The organism is Nocardiopsis sp. L17-MgMaSL7, from assembly GCF_003182025.1.
In the GTDB taxonomy this organism is placed as follows: Bacteria; Actinomycetota; Actinomycetes; order Streptosporangiales; family Streptosporangiaceae; genus Nocardiopsis; species Nocardiopsis prasina.
The window spans coordinates 329925-348784 of record NZ_QGTF01000004.1; the positions used below are offsets into that span (position 1 = coordinate 329925).

10 protein-coding genes are annotated in these 18860 nt (G+C 66.3%); 6 read left to right on the forward strand and 4 right to left on the reverse strand.

The window, feature by feature from the left end:
• Positions 1 to 92: 92 nt before the first annotated feature.
• The 4 genes from BDW27_RS09250 to BDW27_RS09265 form a co-directional block, all read right to left on the reverse strand.
• A complete protein-coding gene (locus tag BDW27_RS09250) occupies positions 93 to 704 on the reverse strand; it encodes a DUF6879 family protein (RefSeq protein WP_110049000.1) in 612 nt (203 codons plus the stop codon).
• Positions 697 to 966 carry a hypothetical protein gene (locus BDW27_RS09255; RefSeq protein WP_110049001.1) on the reverse strand — a complete coding sequence of 90 codons (270 nt, stop codon included), beginning with the start codon at positions 964 to 966 and terminating at the stop codon, positions 697 to 699. Before BDW27_RS09255 ends, BDW27_RS09250 begins: the two co-directional genes overlap by 8 nt.
• 981 nt (positions 967 to 1947) lie before the next feature.
• Positions 1948 to 2130: a DUF397 domain-containing protein gene (locus tag BDW27_RS09260; protein ID WP_233515698.1), complete on the reverse strand. Its 183-nt coding sequence runs from the start codon at positions 2128 to 2130 to the stop codon at positions 1948 to 1950.
• 2 nt (positions 2131 to 2132) lie between these two features.
• Positions 2133 to 2987, reverse strand: a complete 855-nt coding sequence (locus BDW27_RS09265; protein WP_110049002.1) for a DUF5753 domain-containing protein — start codon at positions 2985 to 2987, stop codon at positions 2133 to 2135.
• A 237-nt stretch (positions 2988 to 3224) separates the two neighbouring features.
• Here BDW27_RS09265 and BDW27_RS09270 point away from each other — a divergent pair, with 237 nt between their 5' ends.
• The 6 genes from BDW27_RS09270 (at position 3225) to BDW27_RS09300 (ending at position 18829) form a co-directional block, all read left to right on the forward strand.
• Positions 3225 to 3797, forward strand: a complete 573-nt coding sequence (locus BDW27_RS09270) for an ATP-binding protein (protein WP_110049003.1) — start codon at positions 3225 to 3227, stop codon at positions 3795 to 3797.
• Between the two features lie 589 nt (positions 3798 to 4386).
• Positions 4387 to 8100, forward strand: a complete 3714-nt coding sequence (gene pglX, locus BDW27_RS09280; RefSeq protein ID WP_110049004.1) for a BREX-2 system adenine-specific DNA-methyltransferase PglX — start codon at positions 4387 to 4389, stop codon at positions 8098 to 8100.
• Positions 8101 to 8536: 436 nt separating this feature from the next.
• Positions 8537 to 12358, forward strand: a complete 3822-nt coding sequence (locus BDW27_RS09285) for a phage resistance protein (RefSeq protein ID WP_110049005.1) — start codon at positions 8537 to 8539, stop codon at positions 12356 to 12358.
• Positions 12355 to 15318, forward strand: coding sequence for a BREX-2 system phosphatase PglZ (pglZ, locus tag BDW27_RS09290; RefSeq protein ID WP_233515699.1), 2964 nt, complete (start codon positions 12355 to 12357; stop codon positions 15316 to 15318). The genes BDW27_RS09285 and pglZ overlap by 4 nt, the downstream gene beginning before the upstream one ends.
• Positions 15315 to 16640, forward strand: a complete 1326-nt coding sequence (gene brxD / locus BDW27_RS09295; RefSeq protein WP_110049006.1) for a BREX system ATP-binding protein BrxD — start codon at positions 15315 to 15317, stop codon at positions 16638 to 16640. Before pglZ ends, brxD begins: the two co-directional genes overlap by 4 nt.
• Before the next feature lie 32 nt (positions 16641 to 16672).
• Positions 16673 to 18829 carry a DEAD/DEAH box helicase gene (locus BDW27_RS09300; protein WP_110049007.1) on the forward strand — a complete coding sequence of 719 codons (2157 nt, stop codon included), beginning with the start codon at positions 16673 to 16675 and terminating at the stop codon, positions 18827 to 18829.
• Positions 18830 to 18860: the final 31 nt, after the last annotated feature.

Genomic DNA, 18860 nt, shown 5'->3' on the forward strand with positions numbered 1-18860 from the left:
CCTGGATCGCTCGTCCGGAGACACCCGACATCCGTGACTGGTGGCCGCTGGTCGAACTCTCCTCGGGTCCCTCGCCCGGAAGAGGCGTGTGCTCATCGAGCACGGGGCGTTCCCACTTCGGCCACCTCGCGGACGAAGTAGTCCTCCACGGGTTCGGCCCGTTCGTGCAGGGCGGCGATTTCGGACCGGCACTGTTCGAGGAGAGCGCGGTCGGTGTGGCGAACCGCTCCCTCGGCCTCTCCCTGAGCGTCGTAGAGGATCCGGTAGGTCACCTCCTCACCGAGGATGACGATCTCCGGGACGGGGCCTTCCTGTTCGAAGGCGGAGAGCGCCTCCGGGGTGATGACACGGATGTCCTCGCCGCACTGGGCTCGAATCCTTGCGGAGTGCAGCTCCCACAGCAGGTAGGTCGACAAGGGCTGCTCGACGACCCGAACCCGCCGGACCCGGCACCCGGCCTGGGCCAGGCCTTCGAACATCTTGCGCAGGGCGGGACGATCAGCCTCCATTAGCCGAAAGGACTCCTCCCAGTGGCCATGGAGGAAGGCCATCCAGCTCTCGCTCTCTGGCTCGTGGAACTCCTGCTGCCGTTCGAGTTTCCAGACGTCGGCGTTGCGGAGCGATCGGAACCGGTCTCCGAAGTCATCGCCGTACTCGGAGAGACTCAGGTGGTCGCCGGGGAAGGAGCTGACGGAGTCAAGCATCTGCGATGTCCGATTTCGCTGACACGAGTGTGGAACGGGGGATGATGACCAGCCGTTCGTCTTCTGCGATGGCCACACCCTCAGGGAGGCGTGGAGCGTAGGAATCAGTGAGATCACGACCTATGACCGCGATGTCCCCGTTGTCGAGCTCCCAGATGTCCGGGCATTTGTCGATGTTGTTGGAATTGCCGAGTTCGGCCGGTGAGGCTCCGAGCCTGCGCTTCATTTCCGCTGATGAGTCCGCTTCCCAAGGGTCTGCCATGGGTTCCCCTCTCGCGCGCTCCGGCATGGGGGGTGAGCGCGCTGCAAGCAAAATAACATGCCTCGGTCGTGGGCCGAGAGTGGATTTGGTGAGGGAGATCCATGGTCGGTTTCGCCGTGGTGGCATGGCCTGAGGCTCTTGCCAGACAGTTGGTCGACTCCGGGGAACTAGCAGCTCATGGCGAGATGCGGGCCTGGAGCGTGGACGGTTGATGTCCGGTTCCCTTGGGTGGCCTGGGCCGGACGAGGTGGGAGATCCCTGAAAGTCTCCGTAGGTCCTTGAGTGCTTCTGCGGAGTGGTCACCAGCGTGGGTCTGAAGTCTTTCTGTCCGCAGTTCAGGAGACTGATCGGTTGCGATGCTGTCAGGGCCGGAGTAAGCGACAAGAATCCCGATGTGGGGGGGTGCGCGATCGGTCAAATATGGGCTGAAGAAGCAGCAGGGCGCAGCGGGGGTCAATCGCCCGTGCGTGCGTCCGGTGCTGGATCGCGCTTCGAGCTGCCCCCTGGGATTCGGAGGACCCGCGGTCAGTCGCCTTGGAGCGTGGTCCCCTCGACGTCGCGGGGGAGGAGTGGTGCACCAGCTTTTCGCCGGTGTGGCGGAGGGTGGCGATCTCCGCGCGGCATCTCGCGGTGGGGCGCGGCCAGTGAACCGATCGCCCTCCAGGAACGCACGCTGCTCGTCGTACCGGCTCGTCTACGCCACCCGTCTCCTAGCCGGAAGACTTCGGGAACCTGACCACTGTGCCTGCCTCGCGAGCGGTGCCAGGGATGCCCCGGATGTCAGCAGTGATGACTGGTGGTTCCCTTGGGTGTTCGTATTGCCGCTCGCGGGAGATGAGCGCGAGAGCTCGGCGTCGAGCTGACTGATCGTCGACGAGAGGTGGAGTCGCGCTGTCGTCGGCGGTCAGGGGGACCGTGGCTGCGAGAAACAGCATGGTGGCCGACTGGACTGTGTCCGTCGACCACCACGTGACCCTGAGGTCAGCTCTGGGATGCGCAGGCCGATGTCAGGAAGGCGGTCCACTCGGCTACAGGGAAGGGGACGTGGCCCCTGGCGGGGTTCTCTGAATCCCTGAGAGCTGCGCCCCTGGGTAGGTCCGCGACCTCGACGCAGTTCTCGCCAGCTCCGCTGTAGCTGCTCTTATGAAATACGAGGTCAGTCACGATCAATCCCTCATCGACTCAGCAACGTCATGCACGAAGTCTATGGTTTCGGCCACTGTAAGAGCAGCGCTGCTTGCTTCACGCCACATGGCATCGTATCGGCGGATCTCTTCCAGATCCTCCACATACAGGGTGGACGTGGGTGTTTCGGAGTACCCGATGGTGGGGTCGTTGGACTCCGGGAACTCCATGATCTGGAAGCTGCCCAGGTTGGCAGCGTGCAGGCCTGCGGAGAACGGGAGCACCTGGATCGCGATGTTGGATCGTGTCGCCATCTCCACGAGGTGATGCAACTGTTCCCGCATGTTCGAGGCATCACCAGAGTGCCTTCGTAGAGCACCCTCATCGATGACAGCTGCATACTCCGGAGGGTGAAGCCGGTTCAGGATCTCCTGGCGCTCCATACGCGCCTGGATGTGGCGCTGGATGCGCTCTTCTGAGTAGGCGTTGGCACCCAGAAACACACCTCTCGTATACCCGGGGGTCTGCAACAGCCCGGGGATGACCTGCGCCTCATAGACGCGAATGAACGAGGCCTCCACCTCGAAGGACGGTAGCCCAGCTGGGCTGAAGACGTCCTTGTACTTGGACCACCAGCCCGGCTCAACCGCATCCTTGGCGAGCTGGTGCATACCCTCCCAGACGCTCTTGTCTACCTGGTAGATCTCCGCGAGAGAGTCGATGTAGGCAGCCCGAATGCGCTTGAGTGAGGCCGTCTCCATCTTGCCCAGGGTTGCTCGCGGAACCCCTGACTTCCTGGCAGCGATGTCGAGAGTGTCCCCGGATTCCGCACGAAGGTCACGCAGGATGCGAGCAAGGCGGCGACGCCTGATGGTTGGGCTGAAGGAGGGCTTCATGGAGGCAATCTATCAAAATTCTTTGGAGAGTCTCCACATGGCTTGACTCCAGAGAATCTCCAGAACATGATGGATGTGTAGCCAGTGACCGGTGACTCACACAGAGTGTCAGGGCCTCCGGTGCTCAGGCTACGTCGTGCCCCTTTCCCTCCGTAGGGAAAACGTGAAGGTCATCGGCCTTGCGGGCACTCCTTCGACCCACGTGCAGCTTCCCTCTGCGTCAGGAGTCTGTTCGTCATGCCCGTACTCGCACCCGTACCCCCGATGGCCCAGGTGACCATCGCCCTCCACGAGCTGGTGCCCCACTCCTACCGGCACTACTTCAACGGCCGACCCGACCGCCCCCACTACAGGACCCGCCGCTACGACTTCGGCGCCTCTCCGCTCTTCCTCCCACTGGTCCGCGCCTTCCTGAACACCTGCGCCGCCGAACAGAGCCCCGACTACCGCTACCTGTTCACCCTCATCGGCTCTGAACTCGCCAGCAACGCCCTCAAGCACTCCCGCTCCGGACTGCCCGGCCGCTCCTACCGGCTCCTGTGCGAACGCCACCGGGACGGACTCCGCGTCATCTGCCGCGACGACGGGGTCACCACCGACCGCAGGATCGACTACAGGGAACGCCACCACCTCATCGCGAACCCCGGCGGACTGGACCCCACCAGCGACTCCGGACGCGGGCTGGCCATGATCGATGCCCTGGCCACCGACTGGGGCGACAACGGCTGCCCCGGCCACCGCGAAGTGTGGGGCTTCCTCGCCTACGACCTCGAAGACAGCGCCTGGCCCCACCTGACCCACGAGCCATAGCCCTCAGCAGCAAGAACGCACGAAAAAGGGCCCAGGAAAGCGGTGCAACGCTTCCCGGGCCCCCAACACAACCCCGAATTCCAGACCTAGCGAAGTCAGAAAGCAGGATCAGTGACGCACCTATCCCTGCACCCCGACCCTCCAGCGACGCTCTCGGCCGGAACCCACTCTCCGGCCCGGCCTGCACCACCTGCGCCCACCGCTCCTGCCGCGACCGCCGCGCCGAGCACCTGCCCCGCCTCGGCGGCCACCTGGCCGAGTACCGCTCCGAGCACGCCCTCGCCGCCTCGCTCCAGGCTCGCAACCCGCGCCTGGTCATCTGGTATGGAGAGCGGACCGGCTCCTACTGGATCGCCAACCCCACGGGCCTCACTGAGGTCCCCGACGCCCACACCCTCACCCGGCTTCTGCCCCCACTCCTCGAACTCTGGTAACCCCGCCGAACAAGGACGGTGGTGGATCTCCATGCCTAGATGTCCACCACCGTCACACAGTAGGGATCACGATCAAGGATGCCGGTGTGACCAAGGTGCTCCACGCGTGACAATGGAGAGGTACCCCGTCCCTCTCGTTGTGGTTGGAGCCCCCCGTGGTCGATCAGGCGGCGCTGTTGAAGGACCTGCAAAAGCAGGTGAAGTTGTTGGAGGACGACCTACGCGAACGCGGTCAGGACCCGACAGCGATCAAGGGAACCGACTCCACCGGAGAGCCTGAGACCTTCGATGCCTCCCTGAAGCGCGAGTACCAGCGCGCGCGGGACGCCGAGCGCACGGCTGTCACCGAGGGGGAGTGGCGCGAGGGACAGATCACCCAGGCCGCAGTGGCGTGGGTGCTGTCCACGGTCTTTCTGCGCTTCTGCGAGGACAACGGACTTCTTGAGCAGCCGTTCATTGCAGGTCCGAAGGATGAGCGTGACCGGTACGGCGTCGCCCAAGAGCTGAAAGAGGCATGGGTTCTCCAAGGACGGAGCGAGAACCCCGATGCTCCAGAGCGGACCGACCGTGACTGGTTGGAGCACGCCTTCGAACAGATGAGCGTGTCCTCGGTCATGGCGGGACTCTTCGACAAGCGGCACAACCCCATGTGGACCATCACCCCGTCCCACTCGGCCGCCAAGCAGATCATCGACTTCTGGCGTGCCGTGGGCGAAGACGGCCACTTGGTCCATGACTTCACTGACTCCGAGTGGAACACCCGTTTCCTGGGCGACCTCTACCAGGATCTGTCCGAGGCGACTCGGAAGAAGTACGCGCTGCTCCAGACGCCGGAGTTCGTTGAGGAGTTCATCCTCGACTACACCCTCGAACCAGCCATCAAAGAGTTTGGCCTCGACGGTAAGAGGATCTATCAGCATAAGGAGAGCGATGGTTTCCGCCTGATCGACCCGACCTGCGGGTCGGGTCACTTCCTGCTAGGCGCGTTCCATCGGCTGCTTAACAAGTGGCGCGAGGCCGAACCGGGTACTTCGGACTGGGACCTGATTAGCCGGAGCCTGCGCAGTGTCCACGGCGTGGACAAGAACCCGTACGCGGTGGCCATCGCGCGCTTCCGCCTCCTCGTCGCGGCGATGAAGGAAGGCGGGGTTGTCGTCCTCGGCATGAGCAACCCAGAGTGGCCGATCGTCGTGGCGACAGGTGACTCCCTGCTGCATGGGCGCGGTGCTCCGCAACGGCAGGAGGACCTCTTCGGATCTGGGGACGAAGTTCACCGTTACTCATCGGAAGACGTCTTCGATTATGAGGCTGAGTACGACCTTTTGGGTGTCGCCAGCTACCATGCAGTAGTGGGGAATCCTCCCTACATTACAGTGAAGGACAAGCAAGAAAACCAGAATTACCGGGAATGTTACTCGACCTGTTCCGGGACATACGCTCTGTCGGTTCCCTTTGCTGAGCGCTTTTTTGGTCTGGCTAAACGAGCCGGTGGCGACAGGGTTGGTGCAGGATTTGTCGGTCAGATCACAGCCAACTCCTTCATGAAGCGCGGGTTTGGCAAAAAATTGATCGAGAATTTCTTTCGAAATGAAGTTCGCTTAAGCCTTGTGGTTGATTCATCTGGCGCATATATTCCAGGTCATGGGACTCCAACGGTAGTCCTTGTTGGTCGAAACATGTTGCCTTCGCCTGGGGGCTCTATTCGAGCTGTTTTGGGAATTCGTGGTGAGCCGAATCAGCCAGAAAGTCCCTCCCAGGGAATTGTTTGGAAAGACATAGTTAAATACGTTGACAGGCCTGGATTTGGGTCGGAGTATGTGGGGGTTGAAGACCTCGGGTGGGATCGGTTTAAGAAGCATCCGTGGTCGCTTTCTGGTGGTGGCGCATCGGAGTTGAGGGTCTTGCTTGAGGCCGGTCCTGTTGCGTTGCTGTCTGAGAAAATTGATCTGCCTGTGGGTAGGGCTGTCCGGATCGGTTCTGATGACTCCTTTGTGAGGCGCCGTGCGGCATGCTCCGTTGCGGTGTCCCTTGAAGGTATGAGAAATATTGTTCACGGGGATCGCGTGAGGGATTGGAGGCTTGAATCACTTCTTTTTGTTTGGTATCCGTACGCTGAAGAAGCGGATTCCTCTGTGAATATTCAGAATGAGCTCTGGTTTGTTCGCTCATTGTTGGCGGCGAGGAGGACGTTTCAAGGGGTGATGGCTGATGCGGGCAGGGAGTGGTGGGAGTATATGCAGCACACCGCTTCGGCTTATCAGACTCCTCTTTCGATCGTGTTTGCTAATATTGGTACTCACAATAACTATGTGCTGGATCGTGGAGGTAAAGTTTTTGATGCTCATGCTCCGGTGATCAAGTTGCCGGAGGGGGCGACGGAGGATCAGCATCTTGAGCTGTTGGGGGTGCTGAATTCGTCTGTTGCGTGCTTCTGGCTCAAGCAGGTGAGTCACGATAAGGGGAACAGGGGGGAAGGCGGTGGGATCACAAGTGCTGCGTGGGAGAGATTCTATGAGTTCACTGGTACTAAGCTAAAAGAATTCCCGCTACCGTCCAAGCTCCCCCTGGCTCGATCGAGGGAGATCGACTCTCTGGCTCAGAAACTATCGACTCTAGAACCTGCTGCTCTGGTGGAGTCGAGTACGCCTACGACCGGACCCTTGGAGGACACGCATGCTGAGCACGTTGCTACCTGCCAGAGGATGATCGCCCTCCAGGAAGAACTCGATTGGGACGTCTACCACCGCTATGGCCTCATCGGCGATGCGCAGCTTGCAGAGCTGGTTATCCCCGACACGGCTGATGTCCCCTCCGTCAACCTGGGTGAGCGCGCCTTCGAGATCGTTCTCGCGCGCAAGGTCGAGACAGGCGAAGCATCAACTGTGTGGTTCAATCGCCACCGATCCGCCCCCGTCACGGAAATCCCTTCTCACTGGCCTGACTCCTACAGGCAAGTAGTCGCTAAGCGGATCGAACTCATCGAGTCCGACAAGAACATCAACCTGCTCGAACGCCCCGAGTACAAGCGGCGTTGGCAGTCCGAGCCTTGGGAGAAGAAGCAGAAGGCGGCACTCAAGTCCTGGCTTCTGGACAAGTGCGAAGACCGGCGTCTCTGGTTCAACCTCGATGACTACGGGGACGAGCGGGCCCACCCGCTCTCGCTTCGCGCCTTGGCCAACCGGGTCCGGGACCTGTTCCCCGAGGTAGCTGAAGTCGCTGCGCTCTACGACTCCACCAAGGATTTCGGTGAGGTCATCGAGGAGATCGTCAAAACCGAGCACGTTCCCTACCTCGCCGCTCTCCGCTACAAGGACACCGGTCTGCGCAAGCGTGCCGACTGGGAGCAGGTGTGGGACCTCCAGCGTGAGGAGGACAAGCTCAACGCCGATCTCGCGGAGGGGGAGAAGGAACACCGCCTCGACATCCCCGTCCCGCCCAAGTACATGTCCGCTGACTTCCGTCGAAACGAGTACTGGTCCAACCGCGGAAAGCTCGACGTACCCAAGGAGCGGTTCGTCTCCTACCCGGGCGCGGAGACGGACACAGACTCGACCCTCCTGCTCGGTTGGGTCGGGTGGGACCACGCCGAGCAAGCGGACGCCCTCGGAACCCTCGCCCACGAGCGCCTCGACGAACTCGGCTGGGGTAGGGACGAGGACACCCGCGACAAGATGGTTCCGCTTCTCGCGGGGATGCTCGAGCTGCTTCCCTGGGTCCAGCAGTGGCACACCGAAGCCGACGAGTACGGCGAGACCCCTGCCGACCACCTCAGGACGGACCTCGCCGAACTGCGTGACACCACCGGTATCACCGAGTCGGAGATGAAGGCCTGGCGTCCGCAATCCGCCCGAGGGCGCAAGAAGGCCTGACCTCCAGCGCATCCCGCTCAACGTTGCCGAGTGTCCCCACGTCACGGCCGGAGACCGCCCGCTGGTCTCCGGCCCGGGAACGCACAACACCCCTCAACTCGCGTCCATCCCTTGGATGCGGCGTGCTCACGCCGCCGCTCCTGTGGGTAAGCAGTGGGTTGAAACCGTATGACAACCCGAATCCCGCCCCGTTCGTCACATCAGTGCCCCAACCCTCCTTCCAACACAGCAAGACGAACTTCCCCTAGCACCTCGCCCTTCACCGCCCCCACCGCACAGGGTGTTCCTGTCCTCACCCGGACTTAGGCTGGAACCCCGGCCCAGAATCGGGAACCGTGCGCCCACCGGACGCCCCAGCACCCGGCGTGTTCGCACTGGCCGCGCCCACGGTTCCCACCCCCCCCCCGAGCAGAACGCAGAAAGGCGCGCCCCGGCGATGACGACCCCTTCCCCTGGTTCGAGCGGCACCGGCCGAGTGATCAGCGACCTGATCGACATCCCCCTCGCCGTCCAGGACGGCGACCTGGTCGTCAAGCTCACCGAGAGCACCTCAACCCGCCAGGCCCAGGCCCTCGCCGAGTACGTGGTCACCCCCCAGCTGGCCGAGAGCTTCGACCAGGCCCTGGAGGCCATCCGCTCCTCGGTCACCGACGGCAAGTCCCAGGCCGCCTACCTGCACGGTTCATTCGGTGCCGGTAAGAGCCACTTCCTCGCGGTGCTCTCCGCGATCCTGGACCACCACCCGGACGCCCGGAGCAAGTCCGGCCTGGCCGACCTGCTCGCCAAGCACGACAGCTGGCTGTCCGGGAAGAAGTTCATCGAGGTCAAGGCACACCTGGTGGAGAAGGACGTCTCCATCGAGGCCAACATCCTCGGGGGGTACGTGCGCCAGGTTCGTCACGAGTACCCGGACGCTCCGGTCCCGGCGGTCTACCGTGCGGACGGGCTGCTGGATGACGCTCGTGAGCAGCGCTCCCGTATGGGGGACGAGGCGTTCATCGACCTGCTTCCGACTCGAGAAAGCACCCAGGACGGAGGCGCAAACGACCCGGCCTGGGGGGACCTTGCCGGTCCCTCCGTCTGGAGTTCCCAGGAACTCGACGCTGCCTTCGCCGTCCACCCTGACACCGAGGTCGCTACCGAGCAGGGTCTGCGCCAAGAGCTGATCAGTGCCCTGATCAGCGGCCCGTTTAAGCGCTACACCAGCGCGGTGGGGGACTCCAGCGGCGCCTACGTCAGCATCGACGAGGGCCTGTCAGTCATCAGCCGCCACGCCAAGAAGCACCTGGGCTGCGACGCCGTCGTCCTGCTCCTGGACGAGCTGATCCTGCGCTTCACCGCCTTCATCGGTGACGAGGGCCGGATCAGCAGCGAGGTGCAGAAGATCGCCAAGCTGGTCGAGTCCTCGCACAGTCACCGGCCCGCGCCCATCATCAGCTTCGTGCCCCGCCAGCGCGACCTGCGCGAACTGGTCGGCCTCGGCGGAGGCACCGAGGGTATCTCCCAGACCATCAGCTACTGGGACGGCCGCTTCGGCCACATCAAGCTCGCCGACGCCAACCTCACCGAGATCGCTCGCCACCGCCTCATCAAGCCCCGCAGTGACGAGGCCGCCGCCGAGATCGACGCGGCGTTCGAGCGGATGCGCGGCAGCCGGGCCGAGGTGCGCGACACTCTCCTCGACAGCGCGGGCGGAGCCGACACCAGCACCTGGGAGGACTTCCGCAGCCTCTACCCGTTCAGCCCCGCCGCGCTGCATGTGTTGGTGGAGATGTCCTACGCCCTGCAGCGTCAGCGCAGCGCCATCAAGCTCCTCCTGGAACTGCTGGTCAAGTACCGCAGTACCCTGCCCGTGGGCCAGATGGTGCCGATCGGCGCCGTGTTCGACGTGCTCATCGAGGGTGAGGCCAAGCCCTTCAAGGACCACCTCAGCGCCGAGTACGCCAAGATCAGCAACTTCTACCTCAACAAGGTCCAGCCCTGGCTGTTGGAGAAGCATGAGGTCACCAAGGCCGAGGTGGCCGGGCTGGACGTCCGTTCCCCGTTCCGCCGGGACGACCTGCTGGTCAAGACTCTCCTGTTGAGCGCGCTCACCCCGAACGTTCCCGCGCTCAAGGACCTGACCGTGGGTCGGGCGATGGCGCTCAACCAGGGCATCGTCAAGGCCCGCCGCCCCGGGCAGGACGTCAAGGCGGCGACCACGTTCTTCCAGGACATGGCCGCCCAGTTCGGTGAGGTGCGGGTCGGCGCCCAGAGCGACAACCCCACCCTGTCCCTGAACCTGCTGCGGGTGGACACCGAGTCCCTGATGCGCAGCGCCTACTCCGCCGCGAACGACCACGCTCTGCGTCGGCTGTTCAAGCGCCTGCTGTGGGGGAAGTTCGGCCTGGAGCCGGGGGCCGAGCGCGCCGGGGTGGTCTGGCGCGGTACCCAGCGCGCCGTCGAGCTGGTCTTCGGCAACGTACGCTCCACCGACGACCTGGGCCGGGAGGAGTTCCGGCCAGTCGCGACCAACGCGGTCCGGGTGGTCATCGACTACCCGTTCGACGACGGTGACCACAGCCCCTCCGAGGACCGCTACCGTGTGCAGGCCCTGCGGGGGGAGTTCGGTGAGACCGTCCCGGGGCTGGTCTGGCTGCCGACGTTCCTGTCTCCAGGCAAGCTGGAGGACGCCCGTCGGATCCTCATGATGGAGTACCTCCTCGAACCCAACGTTATCGAGGAGAAGGCGCCTGACTGGAGCAGCGAGGACCGCCGTGAGGCCCGCGCCCAGCTGGACAACCAGCGCAACCAGCTGATCGCACAGATCAGCAACCTGCTGCGCGGCGCCTACGGCCTGGTGGAGGTGGAGCGGGACAGCAGCGACTACGGCGCCCCCGCCGACCCGCACATCGAGCCGATGCCGCAGGGCCTGAACATCCCTTTGGAGGCCGGCAGCCAGTTCCCGGCCGCCCTCGAGCGGATCACCACGAAGCTCCTGGACCACCTCTACCCCGAGCACCCCGACCTGGCCAGCCCCACCAAGAAGTCCGCGCTGCGGCGCGGCGACCTCAGCATCGTGCTCAAGGCGGTGGAGGAGGCCAAGGCCGACAAGCTCAACCGGTACGAAAACGCGCCCAAGAGCGACCTGCCCACCCTGCGGCACATCGCCGGTCCGCTGCGCATCGCCACCGTCGGTGAGGTGTTCGTGCTGCGGGACGACTGGCAGCGCGAGATCGATCGGTTCGTCAAGGTCAACATGCCCACCAGCACCGACGTGCGCGTCGGCGACCTCAAGAAGTGGATCCGCGCCCGCGAGGACGGGCAGGGGCTCCCCGAGGACATCGTCGACCTCCTGGTCCTGGTCTACGCCGTGCAGAGCGACCGGGCCTGGATCCGGGCGGGCAAGCGCTACACCGGCGCGGACATCGGCCACCTCGCGGACGACATTGTGCTCCGCCGCCAGGAACTGCCCTCCGAGGAGGACTTCCAGCAGGCCAACGAGCGCGCCCAGCGGATCTTCGGGCTCCCCGCCCAGCCGCTACTCAACAGCCGCTCCGTGCAGCGCATGGCCGAGCAGCTCAAGGAACAGGCGCACCGGCTCCAGGCGGGCAGCGAACACCTGGTCCGTGAACTCACCAAGCACACCCAGGTGCTCGGCCTGAACGAAGAGGCCCCGCGGCTGCGCACCGCACGGGCCGCGGACGAGCTCCTCGGCCGACTCAGCGGATTGGCGGACGACACCGAACTGGTCAGGGCGCTCGGCCAGGCCGACCTTCCCGAGCAGAGCGGTGTCTACCACCTCAGCATCACGGGGGCGGGCAACCTCGCCCAGGCGCTGGCCGCCGCTCGGTGGGACCTGCTGGAGGCGCTGGAGACCATCAGTCAGTCGGGCGGCACACACTCCAGCCGGGCCGAACAGATCCTGAGCGCGCTCAGGGAGGCCGCGCGGCACAACGAGAGCAGCCAGAAGCTGGCCACGGCTCTCAGCTCCGCCAACAGCGCCGCCAGCGCGCTGAACAACCTCATCATCCGTGAGGCCTCCGGACCCAAGGTGACACCCCCGGTTCCGCAACCGAGTGGCGGCACCGTCCCGGAACACACCGGAGTGACAGGTGGAGACGGCTCCACCCTGCCGCAGCCCGCGGCCACCCCCGCCGAGTCCTGGGTCGCGGTCGACCCGGGGGTCGGCGTGGACGCGGCCGTCGCTGAGCTACGTACCCGACTCGGCATCCCCGAGGACCGCAAGATCCAGATCACCATCCGGGAGGCCGAGTGAACAGCGCCACCACCCGCGCGGGTGCGTCCCGACCCGCAGCCCCGGCCCTGGGACGGGTGAGTGCGGAGAGTCTGGCCGGTGCGCTGGAGCGCGCGCTGGACGCCGAGGCCCGGCGGGTCGCCAAGGGTCACCCGCGTTCTGGTGCCACTGCTCTGGCCCTGTCCGCCGCCCCGCACTGGGACGGCCCCGGCACCCTCACCGTGCAGATCGAGACGGGTCAGGGAACGAACGAGCAGCGGACCGTACGGGTGGTGGGCGCCGACAGCGTCCTGACCCTCGTGCACGCGCTGAGCGGCAGCCACGAGGACGTCGACCACGTGGTCGTCCTCACTCCGCTCGACCCCGCCGACCTCGGTGAGGCGCTGCTGGGCCGCTTCCTCGGCGAGGAGGTGGTCCGCCTCGACGACTGGGAGCTGCTGCGCGGCGAACTCAAGGTCACCCGGATCGACCCACGGCTGTACTCGGGCCGGCTGAGCTGGCTGGCCGACACCCTGCGCGAGATCAGGGCCACCCACCAGCTCAAACTGGGCACCGGTGTGCTCAAGCTCGAACAGGCACTGTCCATCGCCGTCTCCGCGCGCTTCGGCCGCAAACCCGGCGAACAGGTGGACAGCGCGGCGCTCCTGGAATGGACCCGCAACCCCGCCTCCGTGGCCGCCTTCACCCGTCTGCACGAGGACGAACGGGAGGACCTGCGCCGCGAGGTCGAGGAGAACCTCGGAGCCGTCCCGCGGGTGCTGTTCACACTCCTGGACCGAGGCCACGCGCTCGACGCAGTCCCCATCGGGCTCACCCTGTCCGAACTCGACGAGGCAGCCCAGGAGGACCGCCCAGACGGGGACCGGGACGCGGCCCGCGCGGCCCAGCACGCCCTGATTCGCGCCCAGGAACGGTACTTCGGCGCCAACCAGCCCCGGGCCGGGGAACTGAGGGAGTTCGGCAACGCCTGCACCGCTTCCCTGGTGCGGTTGCTCGACGGTGCGGAGGAGGACCACGCCGACGAGACCGTCCGCCGTACCGAGGAGCTCCTCTTCCAGCTCGACGCCGCACCGGTGGCCCAGGCCAGCCGACTGCTCGACGCCGGGCTGCACACCCGCCTGGCCGACCTGGGGCGGCAGATCACCCTCGCCCTGGGTGAAGACGGCCGAGGAGGGCCCCTGCCGCAGGACCTGCGAGAGGTGGAACGGGCACTGGGGCGGCTGCGCGACCACCGCCGCCACGGCTCCCGGGACAAGCAGGAGCAGGCACGCGCCGCCACCAACGCGGTACGGCTGCTGCGCCGCCTGGCGCTCGGCTCGGCGGACCACCCGTTGGGCGCCACCACACCCGGCACCGCGCACGGGTGGATCCAGGTCCACGTGCAGGAGACCGGCTGGGTGGACCGCGCGGCCTCAGCGATCTGGCACCACCACGGTGACGTACCCGTCTTCGTCCAGGCCCTGGGCACCCTCTACACGCGTGTCCGCGCCTGGCGCGCTCGGGTCGACGCCGCGTTCGCCACCGCCGTCAACCGCTGGAACAGCGGGCACGCGCCCACCGACACCCAACTGCGGGCCGAGAACCTCCTCAGCCGAGTGGCCCTGCCGCTCGCACAGGACCAGGCACCGCTCGTCATCGTGCTCGACGGAATGAGCGTGGAGGTCGCCGTCCAGCTGGCGGAGGACGTCAACGGAGGCGGACGCCTCGCCGAGGTCGGCCGTATCTCGAAGGGAACCCAGGCCGGTGTGCGCGAGGGCGCTCTGGCCACCGTCCCCTCCGTCACCAACTGCTCTCGGGCGTCCCTGCTCACCGGCGAACTCACCACGGGCAAACAGGACCGCGAACGCTCCGGCTTCACCGCCCTGTGGAAGAACACGGCCTTCGGCCAGCGCAGAGCGGTGCTCTACTACCAGCGCGACCTGGAGGTCGGCGCCGGGCTCCACCTGCCTGCTCAGGTACAGGAGGACATCGACGACACCGAGACCGTGGTCGGAGTCGTCCTCAACACCATCGACGACGCCCTCTCCCGTGGCCGGGAAGCGGACCAGGCCACCTGGTCCACGAAGCAGGTCGGCAAGCTCGGTTCGCTCCTGGACGCCGCCGCTCGGGCCGGCCGCCCCGTCGTGCTCACCTCCGACCACGGTCACGTGTGGGATCGGGGACAGGCCGTCAAGACCGTGTCGGGGGAGTCCGCCCGCTACCGCGTCGGAGAACCCGGTGACGGCGAGATCCTCGCGACCGGAGACCGGGTCCTGATCGGCGACGGCACCCTCGTCGTCCCCCACCGGGAGGACATCCGCTACACCGACCGCAAGGACGGCTACCACGGCGGCTTCTCCGCGGCCGAGATGGTCATCCCCGTGCTGGTGTTCGTACCCGTGGAGACGGCACGCCTAGGCTCGGGGGAGAGCGGTCACGCCCCCGCCCCGCACGGTTGGCAGCGACTGGGGCCGGCCGAGGTCGAGCCGGTCTGGTGGTCCCAGCCGCTGGAGAGCACCCCGGCGGCCGACAGCGGGCACCACACGCGGTTCGACGACTTCACCGGGTTCGTCACCTGGGACCCCCAGAAGGAGAAGGGCACCAGCGCTCAGAAACGACGGCCGGGAAAGAAGCAGGCCAAGACCGAGCAGACCCCCGCCCTCTTCGGAGACCAGACCCTGGGGACCCAGGTGATCGACACCCCCGCGTTCAAGGCCAGCCTCAGCAGAGTCGGCCGGGCTCCGGCCACAGAGGAGATCGCCGCGCTCGTCGACGCCCTCGCCGCCGTGGGCGGAGGCAACCCGCGACTGCCCGTCGGCGCGGCCTCCCGTGCGGCCAACGGGCCCCAGAGCCACCCACGAGCCGTGCGCTTCCTCAAGATGGTCGGGAAGGTGCTCAACGTGGAGGCCTACCCGGTCCTCACCCTGACCGACGGCGACCGTAGCGTCGAACTCAACACCGCCCTGCTTCAGCAGCAGTTCCTCCGAGGGGGCCGAGCGTGAACCCCGTCAGCGCCGCACGCCGTGAGGAGGTCGTCGGCGCCCTGCGCCGCGGCACCGTCCCGCACGGCGGCCTCGACCTGTTCGCGGTCGGACTCGACCGCTACGAGAACGCCCTCGACAAGGAGCTCGGCAACGTCAGCACCGGCGGGGCCGACTTCAAGGCCGTGCGCGGTGAGTACGGCTCCGGCAAGACGTTCTTCGTCCGGTGGCTGGGCGAGCGGGCCAAGCGCTCCAACTTCGCGGTCACCGAGATCCAGATCTCCGAGACCGAGACACCGCTGCACCGGCTGGAGACTGTCTACCGGCGCCTGACCGAACGGCTCACCACCTCCACCCAGCCCCCCAGCGCGCTGCGCGAGATCGTGGACAACTGGGTGTACTCCCTGGAGGAGGACGTCCTCGCCGACGGAACGGTGGAGGAGACCGACGAGGAGGCACTCAACCAGGCCGTGACGGCTCTCCTCGAGCGTCGACTCACCGAGGTCGCGGCCACCAACCCCGGATTCGCCGCCGCCCTCCGCGGCTATCACCGTGCCCAGGCCGAGGGACAGCCGGCCATCGCCGAGGCGCTCATCGCCTGGCTGGGCGGGCAGCCCAACGTCGCAGCCGCGGCCAAGCGCTATGCCGGGATCAAGGGCGACCTCGACCACTTCGGCGCGCTGGCAGCGCTCAAGGGGCTGCTGGTGCTGCTGCGCGACTGCGGCCACCCGGGACTGGTGGTCGTCCTGGACGAGCTGGAGACCCTTCAGCGGGCTCGCACCGACACCCGGGAGAAGGGGCTCAACGCGCTGCGACAGCTACTGGACGAGATCGCCAACAAGCAGTTTCCCGGGCTGTACCTGGTCATCACCGGTACCCCGGCGTTCTTCGACGGCCCCCAGGGCGTGCAGCGGCTGGCGCCCCTGGCCCAGCGTCTGCACACGGACTTCCTCACCGATCCCCGGCACGACAACCTGTACGCCTCCCAGATCCGCCTCGGTGGTTTCGACCTGGACAAGCTCCACGAGCTGGGAGTGTCCGTGCGGGAGCTGTACGCCGACGGGGCCGACGCACCCCAGCGGGTCCGCAGCCGGGTGGACGACAGCTACCTACTCGGTTTCGCCGAGGCGGTTGCCGGTGAACTGGGTGGCAAGGTCGGCATCGCGCCCAGGCTGTACCTGCGCAAACTCGTGGACGTGATGGACCGGGTGGACCAGAACGAGGACTTCGACCCGCGTCTGCACTACAACCTCACCGTGGGTGGCAGTGAACTGACCGAGGTGGAACGCGGAGCCCACGTGCAGCGGGCCAGCAGCGCGGATGAGGTGGAGCTCGACCTGTGAATACCTCCTCTGCAGCAGGGGAGGGCGGCAGGGTGGGTGGTTCGGCTCCCGCAGGTGCGGAGCCGAGCACCCTGGACCTGCTGCACCCCACGCTCGCCCATCACGTCGTCAACACCCTGGGGTGGCCCGGGCTGCGCCCCCTGCAGCGCGAGGCTCTGGCCCCGCTCATCGACGGGGACGACGCGATCCTGCTCGCGCCCACGGCTGGAGGTAAGACCGAGGCGGCCCTGTTCCCCCTTCTCACCACCATGGCCGGGCGGACGGGGGAGGGGCTGTCCCTGCTGTACGTGTGCCCCATCAAGGCGCTGCTCAACAACCTGCTGCCCCGGGCGCAGGCCTACGCCGGGTGGATGGGCCGCACCGCCGAACTCTGGCACGGTGACATCTCCTCGGCAGGGAGGCAGCGCATCCTGCGCAACCGGCCCGACATCCTGCTCACCACCCCCGAGTCACTCGAGTCGATGCTCGTGAGTACCAAGGTCGACCACCGGGCGTTCTTCAAGAACCTGCACGGCATCGTGGTGGACGAGGTGCACGCCTTCGCGGGGGACGACCGGGGTTGGCATCTGCTCGCTGTCCTGGAACGTCTGTCCCGGGTGGCCGGGCGGCCCGTGCAACGAGTGGGGCTCTCCGCGACCGTCGGCAACCCCGAGGAGCTGCTGGCCTGGTTGCAGGGGTCCCTGGCCGGTGAGCGACCTGGGCGGGTGATCGCCCCCGGAGTGAGTCTGCCCCAGGCAGGACACGTTCCCGAAGATCCGCCACCCGGCGAAGTCGAACTCGACTACGTGGGCTCACTGCGCAACGCCGCCAAGGTCATCGCCTCCCTCCACGGGGGCGAGAAGCGCCTGGTGTTCTGCGACTCGCGCAAGTACGTGGAGGAACTCGGCCACACCCTGCGCGAGTTCGGGGTGACCACCTTTCTGTCACACGCTTCCCTTGCCCTGGACGAACGCCGCCGCGCCGAGGCGGCCTTCTCCGAGGCCCGCGACTGCGTCATCGTCTCCACCTCCACCCTGGAGCTGGGCATCGATGTGGGCGACCTGGACCGGGTCATCCAGATCAATGCCCCGGGGACCGTCGCCTCGTTCCTGCAGCGCATCGGCCGCACCGGGCGCCGCCAGGGGAGCGCCCGCAACTGTCTGTTCCTCGCGGTGGACAAGCCCGGCCTGTTGGACGCCGCCGCGCTCCTGCACCTGTGGGGCAAGCACTGGGTCGAACCGGTGGTACCCACTCCAGAACCCCGGCACATCGTCGCCCAGCAGTTGCTCGCCCTGTGTCTGCAGGAACCGCAGGTTGCCCGAGGGCTCTGGCCCGAGTGGTGGGGTGACCTGGAACCGTTCCGGCAGGGAGAGCCCATCGCAGCCCACCTGGTTCGCGAGGGCTTCATCGATCTCGACGGCGGGTTGATGATGGTCGGCCCCGAGGCGGAGAAGCGCTTCGGGCACCGCCACTTCATGGAACTGACCAGCGTCTTCACTGCGCCGCCCCAGTTCACCGCCCTGCACGGGCGTACCGAGATCGGCCGCGTGGACCCTTCGCTGTTGGCCGCGGACGAGAAGGAAGCCGGTCCGCGCCGCCTACTCCTGGCGGGTAGTACCTGGGCCGTCACCTGGGTGGACTGGCGCCGGCAACGCTGCCAGGTCGAACCGGTCGAAGGAGGGGGTGGCAAGGCCAAGTGGGACTCGGGTGGTCACCTGGGTTCCTTCTTCGCCCTGACCCGAGCCGTTCGGGAGGTGCTGCTCGGTGCAGACCCCAAGGTGCGGCTCACCCAGCGCGCGGTCAAAGCTCTGGCGGAGACCCGCGAGGACCATCTGGACATGGTCCACCCTGGGGGATCGGTCATCGTCCGTGCCTCCAATGGAGACCTGCGTTGGTGGACCTGGGCGGGGGCACGGGCCAACCTGACCCTGGCAGCCACCCTCGGTCCTGCCGCTGATCCCAAACAACAACCCACGGACGCGTGCCTACGCCTCAACCCTGAGTTGGACCCGAGTTCCTGGGCCGCCGCCAAACAGGCGGCCCAGGAACGGGTGGTGCTCCCCGAGGTCTCGACCCGCGCTCTGGAAGGCCTCAAGTTCAACGCGGCTCTACCGGAGCACCTGGCCGAACGCACCCTGTCCGCGAGGTTGGCCGACGTGGACGGTGCGCGCGCCCTCCTCACGGAAAGCACCTGGTTCATTGTCCGGTAACAGATCCTCGGATGTCCCCTCCGACGACTAT